This window comes from Halobacillus sp. H74, assembly GCF_052246715.1.
Taxonomy (GTDB): Bacteria; Bacillota; Bacilli; order Bacillales; family Halobacillaceae; genus Halobacillus; species Halobacillus litoralis_A.
The window spans coordinates 413,226-426,268 of record NZ_JBQQCI010000002.1 but is presented as its reverse complement, the minus strand read 5'-3'; the positions used below and the strand labels follow the sequence as shown (position 1 = coordinate 426,268).

Annotated in this window: 14 protein-coding genes and 1 riboswitch; of the genes, 13 read left to right on the top strand and 1 reads right to left on the bottom strand. The window is 42.7% G+C overall.

The annotated features are described in order from the left end of the window. The first annotated feature begins 82 nt into the window (after nt 1–82). From ACTWPX_RS05405 to ACTWPX_RS05355, 11 genes are all read left to right on the top strand, one after another. Entirely contained in the window at nt 83–1,153 is a 1,071-nt protein-coding gene (locus ACTWPX_RS05405) for a D-alanyl-D-alanine carboxypeptidase family protein (protein WP_432613169.1), read from the top strand. Continuing rightward, entirely contained in the window at nt 1,141–1,731 is a 591-nt protein-coding gene (locus ACTWPX_RS05400) for a nucleoside recognition domain-containing protein (RefSeq protein WP_443118808.1), read from the top strand. Before ACTWPX_RS05405 ends, ACTWPX_RS05400 begins: the two co-directional genes overlap by 13 nt. Beyond that, nucleotides 1,728–2,243 carry a spore maturation protein gene (locus ACTWPX_RS05395; RefSeq protein ID WP_128522497.1) on the top strand — a complete coding sequence of 172 codons (516 nt, stop codon included), beginning with the start codon at nt 1,728–1,730 and terminating at the stop codon, nt 2,241–2,243. Before ACTWPX_RS05400 ends, ACTWPX_RS05395 begins: the two co-directional genes overlap by 4 nt. Nucleotides 2,244–2,387: 144 nt before the next feature. Then, a complete protein-coding gene (locus tag ACTWPX_RS05390; RefSeq protein ID WP_128526770.1) occupies nt 2,388–3,116 on the top strand; it encodes a pseudouridine synthase in 729 nt (242 codons plus the stop codon). Between the two features lie 53 nt (nt 3,117–3,169). Next, a complete protein-coding gene (resA, locus tag ACTWPX_RS05385; RefSeq protein WP_128522498.1) occupies nt 3,170–3,721 on the top strand; it encodes a thiol-disulfide oxidoreductase ResA in 552 nt (183 codons plus the stop codon). A 29-nt stretch (nt 3,722–3,750) separates the two neighbouring features. Continuing rightward, nucleotides 3,751–5,385, top strand: a complete 1,635-nt coding sequence (gene resB, locus ACTWPX_RS05380; protein WP_443118807.1) for a cytochrome c biogenesis protein ResB — start codon at nt 3,751–3,753, stop codon at nt 5,383–5,385. Nucleotides 5,386–5,402: 17 nt separating this feature from the next. Continuing rightward, nucleotides 5,403–6,590 carry a c-type cytochrome biogenesis protein CcsB gene (ccsB, locus tag ACTWPX_RS05375; protein ID WP_443118806.1) on the top strand — a complete coding sequence of 396 codons (1,188 nt, stop codon included), beginning with the start codon at nt 5,403–5,405 and terminating at the stop codon, nt 6,588–6,590. Nucleotides 6,591–6,681: 91 nt separating this feature from the next. Further along, a complete protein-coding gene (locus ACTWPX_RS05370) occupies nt 6,682–7,398 on the top strand; it encodes a response regulator transcription factor (RefSeq protein WP_281975458.1) in 717 nt (238 codons plus the stop codon). Beyond that, a complete protein-coding gene (locus ACTWPX_RS05365) occupies nt 7,398–9,179 on the top strand; it encodes an ATP-binding protein (RefSeq protein WP_443118805.1) in 1,782 nt (593 codons plus the stop codon). The genes ACTWPX_RS05370 and ACTWPX_RS05365 overlap by 1 nt, the downstream gene beginning before the upstream one ends. 46 nt (nt 9,180–9,225) lie before the next feature. After that, a riboswitch (cobalamin riboswitch) is annotated at nt 9,226–9,405 on the top strand. Between the two features lie 225 nt (nt 9,406–9,630). Beyond that, nucleotides 9,631–10,032 carry a DUF4430 domain-containing protein gene (locus tag ACTWPX_RS05360; protein WP_128522502.1) on the top strand — a complete coding sequence of 134 codons (402 nt, stop codon included), beginning with the start codon at nt 9,631–9,633 and terminating at the stop codon, nt 10,030–10,032. 6 nt (nt 10,033–10,038) lie between these two features. Then, nucleotides 10,039–10,551, top strand: a complete 513-nt coding sequence (locus tag ACTWPX_RS05355) for an ECF transporter S component (RefSeq protein WP_443118804.1) — start codon at nt 10,039–10,041, stop codon at nt 10,549–10,551. Between the two features lie 141 nt (nt 10,552–10,692). Here the strand turns inward: ACTWPX_RS05355 and ACTWPX_RS05350 are convergent, their stop codons facing one another. Further along, on the bottom strand, nt 10,693–10,845 hold the full coding sequence (locus ACTWPX_RS05350) for a hypothetical protein (RefSeq protein WP_281975757.1): 153 nt from the start codon (nt 10,843–10,845) through the stop codon (nt 10,693–10,695). A 360-nt stretch (nt 10,846–11,205) separates the two neighbouring features. On the opposite strand from ACTWPX_RS05350, the gene sigX reads away from it, so the two are divergent. Next, the gene (sigX, locus tag ACTWPX_RS05345; protein WP_443118803.1) at nt 11,206–11,748 is read left to right on the top strand and encodes an RNA polymerase sigma factor SigX; all 543 of its coding nucleotides are present in this window, start codon (nt 11,206–11,208) and stop codon (nt 11,746–11,748) included. After that, nucleotides 11,735–12,961 (top strand): hypothetical protein, encoded by a 1,227-nt coding sequence (locus ACTWPX_RS05340; protein WP_443118802.1) that lies wholly within the window; start codon nt 11,735–11,737, stop codon nt 12,959–12,961. Before sigX ends, ACTWPX_RS05340 begins: the two co-directional genes overlap by 14 nt. The last annotated feature ends 82 nt before the right edge of the window (nt 12,962–13,043 follow it).

The window sequence follows — 13,043 nt, the reverse complement described above, 5'->3', positions numbered from 1 at the left end:
TAAGCTTGTACTTTTCTGCATAAGGTGTACCAAACGATGTGAATAGGAGGAACTCCTCTTGAGAAGGTGTCTTTGTGTTTTTATGATTTTCACTTTATTATTTCCAATCTCTTTGAATGATCGCGTTTATGCCAATGCGAATATATCGGTTTCCGCTGAGCGGGCGGTTTTAATGGATGCAGAATCAGGTCGTGTGCTTTATGAAAAGAAAGCTTATGATCCGACATTAATTGCCAGTACGACGAAAATCATGACAGCAATCATCGCAATTGAATCCGGCATGTTAGATGAAAAAGTGAAGGTCAGCAAAAGAGCGGTTTATACCGAAGGATCCTCCATTTATTTAACAGAGAAAGAAAAGATACCTTTAAAAGACCTCGTCTATGGCTTGATGCTTCGTTCTGGTAATGATTCGGCCGTTGCGATTGCGGAACATGTAGGAGGCAGTGTGGAAGGTTTTGTCCAAATGATGAATGAAAAAGCCCAATGGCTGGGGATGAATGATAGTCATTTTGAAAATCCCCACGGCCTTGATGGTGAGACGCATTTATCAAGTGCCTATGACCTTGGCTTGTTGATGACCTACTCAATGAAAAATGATACATTCCGTGAAGTGACAGGAAGTGAAATGTATCGTTCTGAAAACAGGGATTACGCTTGGATGAACAAAAATAAAATGTTGACTCAGTATTATGAACACACAAATGGCGGGAAAACGGGCTACACTAAGGCAGCTGGGCGGACTCTCGTAACAAGTGCTGAAAAAGACGGAATGGAGCTTGTAGCCGTCACACTTAATGCCTCAGATGATTGGAATGACCATAAGCGTATGTTTGAGTGGGGCTTTAATAACTTCGAAACCGTCAAGCTTCAAAGTGAAGGGGTAGTAGAGGCGAATGGACAGACCTATTATTTTCCGAGAGATATTTATTACCCATTGACTCTTTCAGAAAAAGAAGATTTGGAAGCTACTTTTTACAGGTATGACGAAGTGGAAGGACACTCGAATTTAGTGGGTGTCACACACTTTACCATTGGAAATGAGCCGGTGGTCGAAGCTCCTGTCTGGAGCGAGCGTCCTTCTCAATCATTCTTGGCCGAGGTGAGAAACTTCTTGAACAGGATGATGGGGGTGATGCCATGGTCAACCTGATATGGGCGCTGCTTGCTGTCATCGGAATTATCTATGCAGCGTTCAATGGAACGATGGAAGAAGTGAACAAAGCTATTTTTGAAACCCTGGATGAAGCGATCATGATTACATTAAGCTTGGGTGGTGTGCTCATTTTTTGGTTAGGGTTAATGAAAATAGCTGAAGAAGCAGGATTATTGAAAGGATTGGCGAAAATTTTCCGTCCTGTTGTAAAGCGGATTTTTCCGGATATACCAGAAAACCACCCTGCTCTTGGCTATATTTTGTCGAATATGACGGCAAATATGTTTGGTCTCGGCAATGCTGCCACTCCTATGGGCTTGAAGGCCATGAAAGAATTGAAAAATCTTTCAGGTTCTGACCATGCGAGCCGCTCGATGATCACATTACTTGCGATAAATACATCCTCCCTTACACTTATACCGACGACTGTGATAGCTATTCGGATGAAGTATGGGGCAGTGGATCCAACATCAATAGTAGGCGCCACGATCTTGGCCACTCTCATTTCTACGTGTGCTGCATTATTGATTGATCGGTACTTTTATTATCGCAGGAAGCGGGCGTTCCGAATATGATCAGCATATGGCTCATTCCTGCGATTATTCTTATTGTATTAGTCACGGCTACTTTGAAGAAAATCCCCTCTTATGAAGTCTTTGTGGAAGGAAGTAAAGAAGGGATTCAAATTGCCATCTCTTTACTTCCTTTTCTTTTGGGGATGATGGTATCCATCGCTATTTTTCAAGCTTCCGGGGCGATGGGGGCCATTCTGAAAGTGTTTGACCCGCTCATGTCGATGATCGGAGTGCCGGAGGAAATCCTCCCACTTGCTTTTATCAGACCGATCTCGGGCACCGCGGCATTAAGTATGACGACAGAACTGATTCGGACGTTCGGGCCAGAATCGTTTATAGGTCAGCTCGCATCTGTCATGCAGGGAAGTACGGATACGACACTGTATATCATTACGGTTTATTTCGGAGCGGTTGGGATCAAACGGATGGGAGATGCTTTGAAAGTTGGACTCTTAGCCGATTTAGTTGGTATAATAGCTTCTATAATCATTGTTCTCATCCTATTTAGTTGATAGGATGATTTTTTTGTTCAAATGTTTCAAGTATGTGTATAATGTAAATGAACTGACAAGCCGCGCTGGTCATATGAGCGTGGCTTCCTGCTATGTAATCAAAGAAAGTACTATAAGAAGGTTGGTGACGGTCGTATGGCAGATATGGAACGACTACAGAAAGTGATCGCCCACGCAGGTGTTGCATCACGGAGAAAAGCAGAAACGATGATCGTGGATGGGAAAGTGAAAGTGAACGGTGAAATTGTGACAGAACTTGGTACGAAAGTCGGCAAGAACGATGACGTCGAAGTTGAGGGTGTGCCAATTGATAAAGAAGAACCTGTATATTACCTGCTTTATAAACCGAGGGGCGTCATTTCAAGCGTAAGTGATGATAAAGGCAGGAAAGTCGTAACTGATTATCTTCCAGATGTAAAAGAGCGGATTTTTCCGATCGGGCGTTTGGATTACGATACGTCTGGGTTGATTTTACTTACAAATGACGGAGAGTTTGCGAATATGCTTATGCATCCGAAGCATGAAGTGAACAAAGTATATATTGCTAAAACCAAAGGCATACCAACAAAAGAACAATTGCAGCAATTGAAAAAAGGTATGAAAGTAGACGGAGAATACTTGAAAGCTGTCCATGTCAAAATCAATTCCACCGAAACGAAGAAAAATACGGCCATCGTCCAGTTGATTCTCCATGAAGGGAAGAATCGCCAGGTCCGGCGGATGTTCGAGTCTATAGGTTTTCCTGTCGATAAGTTGAAACGTGAAAGATATGGATCGCTGGATTTGCGAGGGATGAATGCCGGTGACTACCGACCGTTGAAACCACATGAAGTGAAGCAGCTACGTCAACTTGCTGAGCAAAATGTTGAATAACGTTCAAATTTAATGTTTCCAATCGATGTTATAATGGTCTGGGAGTGAATGAAATGAAGGAAAAAACATTACAAAAGAAAAAAAAGCGCCTAATTTTTCGCACAGCCATGTTAGCGGTCATGGTCGGATTAGTTGTTTTCGCCCTTGTATCAAACGCGAAGGATGACCAGTCCGTCATTGCACAAGGAGAAAAAGCTCCTGATTTCCAACTGAAAAAGTTCGGTACGGAAGAAACGGTGCAGTTGAGTGATTTAGAAGGTAAAGGTGTAATGGTGAATTTTTGGGCTACCTATTGTGGTCCATGTAAAGATGAAATGCCTTATATGGAAGAATTGTATCCCAAGTATAAAGAAAAAGGTGTCGAAATCCTTGCCGTCAATCTAGATTCGACGGAGCTTGTTGTGGAACGGTTCATCGATGAATATGATCTCAGCTTCCCAATCTTGCAAGATAAAAAAGGACAAGTCATGGATCTTTATAATATCGGACCTATTCCTTCCACATTATTCATTAACCCTGACGGTGAAATTGAAGAACAAGTGATCGGACCGCTTACTTTAGATAAATTAGAAGGTCACTTGCAGAGCATTACACCTGAAGAGTAGAGTCTACTTGGTATTGTGAGGTTTTATTTATGAACGAAATTACCTGCGAATGTGGGCATGTGAATCCTGAGGGGACGGTCCTTTGTGAGTCATGTGGTAAGCCGATCGAGAAGAATCAGCATATTGATGGCAACGATCAAAAATCTTTGTTGAATATGCGCTATGATGGAAGTGCACGCCGGTCCCAAACTTATAATCGAACGTTTATCGATAAAATTTGGAACTTTTTCTCTTCTGTGAAAGTCGGCGTGACTCTCATTTTCATTACAGTCGTTGCTTCAGCTATTGGTACGATTTTCCCTCAGGAAATGTACATACCGCAAAACGTTGACCCAGCGACACATTACCTGGATCAATATGGAATTGCCGGTCAAATTTATTACCAGCTTGGCTTTCATGATTTATTCAGCTCCTGGTGGTACATGCTTTTGATAGCAATGATCGGTATTTCCATCATAATTGCGAGTATCGACCGGTTTTTTCCTTTATATAAAACATTGAAAAAACAAAAGCCGAAGCGTCACGAACTTTTCATGAAGAAGCAGCGGGTGTTCGGACAGACAGAAGCTGAGGAAGTGGATGTTGAAAAGTTCAAGAGTAACTTGAAGAAACAGCGCTTTAAAGTGTATGAACAGGATGGCCATTTGCTTGCCGAGAAAAATCGTTTTTCCCGATGGGGTCCTTATATCAATCATATTGGTTTAATCATTTTCCTGCTTGGTGCATTATTACGATTCGTTCCGGCTTTTTACGTGGATGAATTCATTTGGGTCCGCGAAGGAGAAACAGCTTTGATCAGCGGTACTGAAGGAGAGTATTATATAGAAAATAAATCTTTCACTTTGGAGACCTATGATAAAGATAATCCGGAAGATGCGAAATTCAAGGAAGCGCTTGAGAACCAAGCGGGTGCCATTCCAAAAACTTTCCGTACAGATGCTGTCATTTATGAACGCAAGAACCAGGGCGTGACTGGAGCTGAGCCTGAACTTGAAGAGATTAAAGAGGGCACATCGACTATGAATAATCCTTTGAAGTTCGAAGAGTTTGCTTTGTACCAGGCAAGTTACCAATTGAATGAATTCAATGAAATGACCTTCAAGATTCATGACAAGGGTGATGAAGATACAACTTATGGCGAATTCACTGTCGACCTTTCAAACCCTAGAGCTTCTTATGAGCTTGAAAGTGGGTATCGTGTAGAGGTTGCGAACTATTTCCCGGAGTACGAGATGGATGAAGGAGAGCCGGTTTCGGTATCCAAATATCCGCGGAATCCTGCTTTCGTCTTTAACGTCTTTCCGCCGGGTGAATCAGAACCTGAAACCAGCTTTCTGGGCATTGGAGCGAATATCGCAGCAAGTGAAGACAACCAATACAAGCTTGGACTGGTCAACTTTGATGTAAGAGATGTGACAGGTCTGACAGTGAAAAAAGACCATACGTTAGGTATTATTTCAGTAGGTGGAGCAATCTTTATGTTCGGGGTGATTATTGGTATGTATTGGAACCACCGCCGTATATGGTTGCAGCCACGTGAAAATGGTGTTTGGATTGCCGGCCATACCAACAAAAACTGGTACGCTTTAAGAATGGATATAGATAAAGCGCTCGATGGAACCAACATAGAATCACCTATAGATCAATATGAAATGAAATCATAATGTCAGGAGGATGAAAAATGGGAGATATGACGACCATTAGTAGCAACTTGCTCTATGCTGCTTTTTTCATCTATTTAATTGCGACCTTCTTCTTCGGTGGCACGATTCGTGATAAGAAGAAAGGAAAAAGTAAAGTAGCAGGAAATATCGGGATTACCCTCACGGTTATCGGTTTCCTCTCACAAGTGGGGTATTTCTTTACACGGTGGGTGGCTAGTGGACATGCACCGGTAAGTAATCTGTTTGAATATACAACATTCTTCGGGATGATGCTTGTATTTGCGTTTATCGTACTCTACTTCATTTATCGGGTGGATTTGTTAGGTCTTTTCGCCTTGCCGATTGCCGTACTGTTGATCGCTTTTGCAAGCATGTTCCCGACAGAAATTTCGCCGCTCGTACCATCTCTTCAGTCCCATTGGTTGTATATCCATGTCACAACCGCTTCCCTGGGACAAGGGATTTTATCAGTAAGTTTTGTGGCAGGACTGATTTTCTTAATCCATCAAGTTGATCAAACGAAGCGCTCCAAACATACGGTTTGGCTTGAGTTTGTGATTTATGTCATAGCTACAACGGTAGCCTTCATTATTTTATCTTCTACTTTCAGTGCTCTTGATTATGAAGCGACTTTTCAAGCACCGATTGAAGGGGAAGCAAGTGAAGTCACTTATGAGATGCCTGCCATTGCAGGACCCTATAACGGAGAATTGATGACCGAAAATTCGATGTCTCCATTATTCCAGGCCCCTGAATGGATGCGTGGCCAGGATGCAGCTAAGAAGTTGAACACCTTCTTATGGGCGATCTTGGGTGGGTTGGTTCTTTATTGGGCCATCCGTTTGATCTTACGCAAGCGCGTCGCTGCAGCCATCCAGCCGTTGTTGAAAAAAGTGAATCCGGAGCTTGTAGACGAAGTCTCATATCGCGCGGTAGCCATCGGATTTCCTGTCTTCACACTCGGTGCTCTCATCTTTGCAATGATTTGGGCACAACAAGCCTGGGACCGCTTCTGGGGTTGGGATCCTAAGGAAGTATGGGCACTGATCACATTCTTCTTTTATGCCGCTTATCTGCACTTGCGTTTATCAAGAGGCTGGCAAGGTATGAAGTCAGCTTGGTTAGCTGTGGGTGGATTCGGAATCATTATGTTCAACTTGATTGCCGTTAATTTAATCATTTCTGGATTACATTCTTATGCGTAACCTATTTCAAAGGCAGGCGGGGGCTAAGGGCTCTTTCCTGCCCTTTTGTATAGGCAGAACAATAATCTCAGTTGTATGGAGGTAGGTAGCAATGGAACAAGAAGCAAGAGTGCTGGTTGTTGATGATGAGGAACGCATTCGCCGGTTGATCCGGATGTACTTAGAAAGAGAAGGTTACACGATCGATGAGGCTGAAGATGGGGAAGAGGCGTTGAAAAAAGCGATTCATAGTGATTACGACGTCATCTTACTTGATTTGATGCTCCCAGGTAAGGATGGCATAGAAGTTTGTAAAGAATTGCGTGAAAAGAAAGCGACACCTGTCATCATGCTCACAGCTAAAGGCGAAGAAGCGAACAGGGTCCAAGGATTTGAAGTGGGTACAGATGATTATATTGTTAAACCTTTCAGTCCAAGAGAAGTTGTATTAAGAGTCAAAGCTCTTTTAAGAAGGTCTTCTACTACGAAGTTTTTAGAAACGGATACATCAGCTCGAAACGTCCTTGTATTTCCTCATATGACGATTGATAACGATGCCCACCGGGTGACAGCAGACGGAGGAGAAGTCGCTTTGACACCGAAGGAATATGAGCTATTGAATTACATGGCTCAAACACCGGATAAAGTTTTTGACCGTGAACAACTGTTGAAAGAAGTGTGGCAGTATGAGTTTTTTGGTGATTTGAGGACAGTCGATACCCATGTGAAAAGACTAAGAGAGAAATTGAGTAAAGTCTCTGCAGAAGCAGCAGGAATGATTGTGACTGTATGGGGAATCGGCTATAAATTCGAGGTAAGTGGTGATTGATGTTCTGGCGTAGTGTTGTCGGTAAGCTTTGGTTTACCATTCTTCTCTTGGTATGCTTCGTCTTATTCATATTGACTATCCTGTTACTAGAATTTTTCCAAAACTATCATATTCTTGAAGCAGAAAAACATTTATTGCAAACGGCTGATAAAATATCCGACGTCGTCGATCGATACGAAGGCGAGCAGGACTTATTATTATCAACAACTGCCATGGTCAAAGACCCTGCCAGCAGGGCGATCATCGTCCGAGGGACGGATGATGTCATCGTAGCGGAGAGTGAATCGTCCAACCTGCCGATGGTTGATTATAATTGGTTCAAAAACGATGCAGAACTGTCGTCAGTGTTGGAAGAAGGCGATGACGTGAAGAAAATCGCGGATATGGGTACAAATGCGACTGGTGTCATGGTGGTCGGCACCCCTTTAAACAATAAAGATGGAGCCGTGTTCGTCTACCAGTCTTTGGACACGATAGAAGAAACATCTGAACAAACAACGAAAATCATCTTTTTAGGTGCCGGTATCGCGATTATTTTGACGACCATTTTTGCTTTTTTCCTTTCGACAAGGATAACTGCCCCATTGATTAAGATGCGGGAAGGGGCATTAGATTTAGCAAAAGGGGAATTCAACACGAAAATCCCTATTCGCACCCATGATGAAATCGGGGAACTTGCCATGGCTTTCAACAGAATGGGAAGAGAATTAAAATTCCACATTAACGCTTTGAATCAGGAAAAAGAGCAATTATCAGGGATTTTAAGGTCGATGGCGGATGGAGTCATTACCCTGAATCGACAAGGAGATGTCCTGATTTCAAACCCTCCTGCACAGCAGTACTTGGAAGCTTATGAGTTCGAAAAAAATGGTGTATCATCGGTTCCAGAACGGATTCCATTACCAGAACCATTAAGAGAGCTGTTCAATAGTGTCATATCTGAAGAACATGAATCAATGACAGAAGTAGCCCTCCAAGGTCGTTCATGGGTGATTATCATGACACCTTTATATGATAAACATAAAGTTCGTGGCGCTGTTGCAGTGTTAAGGGATATGACAGAGGAAAGACGTTTGAATAAATTGCGCAAAGATTTCATTGCTAATGTATCTCATGAATTGCGTACACCGATTTCAATGCTTCAGGGCTATAGTGAAGCGATTGTAGATGACATAGCGGAGAGTAAAGAGGATAAAAACGAACTAGCTCAAATCATTCACGACGAATCACTCCGTATCGGACGGTTGGTCAATGAACTGCTGGATTTGGCTCGGATGGAAGCTGGTCATATCCAATTGTCAATAGAATCAACTGAGATTAGTCCTTATATGCAGAGGATCATCCGTAAGTTCCAGGGTCTTGCCAATGACAAGAACATCGTGCTGAAATCGTCAGTGGAGGATTCATTACATCACTTGTCTTTTGATCCAGACCGGATTGAACAAGTGTTCACGAATTTAATAGATAATGCGATCCGCCATACCGATAGTGAAGGGGAGGTCCGGGTAGCAATCGAGGATGGTATGGAAGAATGGACGGCTTCGGTCCGCGACTCAGGATTAGGAATCGCTGAAGAAGATCTTCCTTTTGTTTTTGAACGTTTTTACAAAGCGGATAAATCCAGGAAGAGAGAGAACAAGAATTATAAAAAAGGCACTGGGCTTGGCCTGGCGATTGCGAAAAATATTGTTGAAGCGCATGGCGGCACGATCAGTGTGCACAGTAAATTAGGGGAAGGTACGACATTTTCCTTCCGTATTCCTAAAGGGAATGATAATTGAATAAGTTGCTAAATTATGACTCATCATGTATTCTATGATTGGAACTTCATATGAAGAGGAATCAGGTGTCTGTAATAGACCTAATAGGGAATCTGGTGGAATACCAGAACTGTCCTCGCAACTGTAAGTGTAGACGAAAAGGAATATCCACTGTGCATTCGCATGGGAAGGGTCCTGAGTAGAAAGAGACACAAGTCAGTAGACCTGCCTGATCCATTGTTTCAAAGCTTCGGGGATTGAGCATTTGAGACAACCGATCGGTATTAGAAAAACGTTCTATGTAACCTATCTGGTTTGTCTTAAGCTTGTCCTTTATTATTAAGGGCGAGCTTTTTTTGTTGGACATATGAGAGGATTCGGTATTCGTTTTCTATACATACTTGACGTTGGTTGTCTGATCTCTTTTCTAATCAAAGCGATGAAACGTAATAGTAAAAGGGAGAGGTAGTAAATGAATAAACTTTATTCGATGTTATTGGCGTTCGTATTGGCTGTAGGAATGCTTGCAGGATGTGGAGCACAAGAAGAAGGGGACGAAGCGAATGCTACTCAAGAAGAGGCACAGGAGGTAACACTCCAAGTCGATGTTTCTAAAAATAAGGGTGAAGAAATGTTAGCTGAAGAAGAAATTACTGTAGAAGAAGGTACGACCTTGATGGAAGTGATGGAAGATAACTTTGAGGTTGAACAGACGGAAGGTTACATCAACAGCATTGAAGGAATTGCAGGGGATGACAAAGAAAAAATGGCTTGGATATATACCATCAATGGGGAAGATGCGACTGTAGGTGCGAATGAGTACGAAGTTGAAGAAGGAGACGAAATCGTTTTTGACTACCAATCGTGGGAATGATGAGGAATGAACACTTATAAACTGACACTGATAGCCATGCTTGCATCCATTGCCGTTGCAGGCAGAATGGCGCTGGCAAATATACCGAATGTCCAGCCTGTCACAGCTATTATCATCATTGCCGGCTTTTGGCTCGGACCTGCTGCCGGAATCATGATTGCCTTACTGACGACGATTGTTTCCAACATGGTATTAGGCATGGGGTTTTGGACGATTTGGCAGATTGTTGCTTGGGCTCTGATCGGAATTTCAGCAGGAATGCTGGGTAAGTATTGGGGCAGACTTCCTGTATGGGGCTTGTCAATCTTTGGTTTTTTCAGTGGTCTCTTTTATGGAGTTGTCCTTTCCTTGACGATGCGTGCAGCAGGACAATCATTTTGGGCGTATTATTTAAGTGGCTTACCAATGGATATCAATCATGCCATTTCCAATACCGCATTCATATTTATTCTGTCTCCGGTCCTTGGCACATTGTTCTATCGTTACCTAAAAAGGAATGAGATATCAAAAGCATCTTAAATTATTTTATAGGAAACAAGGCTGGGACAAAAGAATTTTCCCGCTAGAAACCCGAACGAAATTTCGTTCGGGTTTTCTTTATGAAACAATAAATGCTTACGCCGCTCGGGCAACATACTTGAGGCCACTGAAAAACCCTTTTCAATCTAGAGGAACTGTTAAAGTTTGTTGTTGCTTCTCACGAATCGCTTGTCGGTGGATGCTTGCCGCGGGCACGGCCTCAGCTAACTTGGTCAAGAAGATCACTTGACCAAGTGGATCTTCGGCTCGCGCTGTTCCCGCAGGCGTCACCACCGAACGCTCCTCGTGGAAGCAACGCTGCCTATCTAAAAAGAGTGATTTTCTTTGACTTATAAATGTTTCATCGAAATAAAGAACCCGAGTTGAACGATAAAATCGTACTGCCCGGCCTTTCTGTGATGCAAAACTAAGAAAGTTGCAGTTCTTCAGTAGCCTCAACATACTTCGCTTTCAGGGGACACGGCCTCAGCCTTCTCAGAAAGCAAACTACCGAGCACCCGCTTGTTTTAGGTGAACTGAGTCTTTTTCATCAGGAGAGGCAGGTTCCCTTTTTCTTTTACACATATTAAGATAGATAGTGTAACTTTTCCTTTACATAAAACGACTATATAGGAGACCCGGGAGGTACTAGCATTGAAATCGTTCTTTGATGAACTTTATGAAAATTACCATCGTGACCTTTTTCAATTTCTTATCTACATGGTCAAAGATCGTGACCTCGCAGAAGATCTTGTCCAAGATGTATATATTAAAGTCATAAAATCTTATGAATCATTCAGCGGCCGCAGCACTGAAAAAACCTGGTTGTTTTCCATTGCCAGACATGTAGCCATTGATCATTTCAGAAAGCAAAAACGGAAACGTAACAAAATCATGGAATTTTTTGACTGGAGTGAAAAAGGAGAACAACTCAGAGACCATGAGACATTACCAGATGAAGTTGCCGTACAGAAAGATGAGGTCCAGCGGGTGTACAGAGCTTTGGATGAGTGTACTGTAGATCAGAGAAGTGTCATCATTTTACGGTTCATACAAGGAATGTCGATTCAGGAAACGGCTGAAATATTAGAGTGGAGCGAAAGTAAAGTGAAAACAACTCAACATCGGGCGATGAAAGCTTTGAAGACGATTATGGGACAAGAGGATAAAGGGGGTGGCGAACGTGAAGAAGCGTAAAGAAGAGGAGATTGAATCATTATTAAAAGAACTCCCGCGTGTAGAGGACCGACAATCTAAAGAGGATTTGTACCGCAGTATCTCACCAAAACTCAATAAACAAAAACGGAAAGTGGCTCCATGGGTATTACCAACAGTAGCTTCAGTTGCAGTTGTCCTTTTAATGGCTGTCTTCATACCTGTTTTTTTCGGCAATATGAACCCATCAACAATGGAGGAATCATCTAATGATGAACGTGCTGCATCTGAATCCTCCTCAACAGAAGAAGAAAAGGAAGATACTGGTCAGGATTCCGCTCTATTAGAGGACGAGGAAGATCATTCTGATAAGGGAGAGGAATCTTCAAAGATACAAGAAGTAAAACCAAATGATGAAGAGGCCGTTGAGGAAGAGACGGTCCCACCAGATGAACCTGATTCCCAAGAAGGTGAAGCTATACAGGAAAGCACAAACCTTGATTCGCTGATCATGGCTTCATCTGAACAACCAGCCCCCATTGTTGCTCATCCGGGGATGAATGCGGAAGTGATTATTCCTCTAGCCGCTTCATCAAACAACAATATTCCTTTTGGAGCCATGGGGTTATCAGAAAGAGTGATTGAGGAATTGGAGTATGACGTAAATGAGGAAGAACAACGGGCGACTGTCACTTTTCCCGATCAATTCACTGTCAACGGAAGTGCATGGGCCAAAGCAATTGTTGATAGTATCCGCTGGGAACTGGAAGCATATGAAGTAACGACAATCGAGGTACAGTCAGAGTCCGGCGCCCCGGTTTCTCTTGGGAACTATGGTGAAGTGGAAGAGCTTCCAGTCATCAATGAAGGAGAATACTATTACAAAGTGTATCAGTATGAGGATGCAGCTGAGCGCTTCCTAGTCCCTATCCCTGCAGCTCAAACGATTTCTTTCAAAGACGCGCTTGCTAAAATGAAAGAAAAAGGTGATGGCCTTTATGTAACGCCTGCTGTTCCAGACCACGTGAAATTTTCTTCAATCAATGAGAACGAAGGGCTGGTAACTATCCAAATCGAGCATCAAGCATGGGCGAGTGAGCAGCAGCTTTTAACAATGGTCGAGGCTGTATTAGCGACAGCGAAGCAATTCGGATATGAAGAAGTAAGCTTTGAAGGCATCAATGTCCGCAGGTTTTCTAGTTATGACTTAGATAATCCCATTCCAGTTCCGTCTGCAGTTAACCCTATCCGTTAATGTAATGAAATCCTTCCACACCAACGTGTGGGAGGATTTTCTTTTCAATAGGTATTCAATAACTTCTCGTGTTAAAATAAGA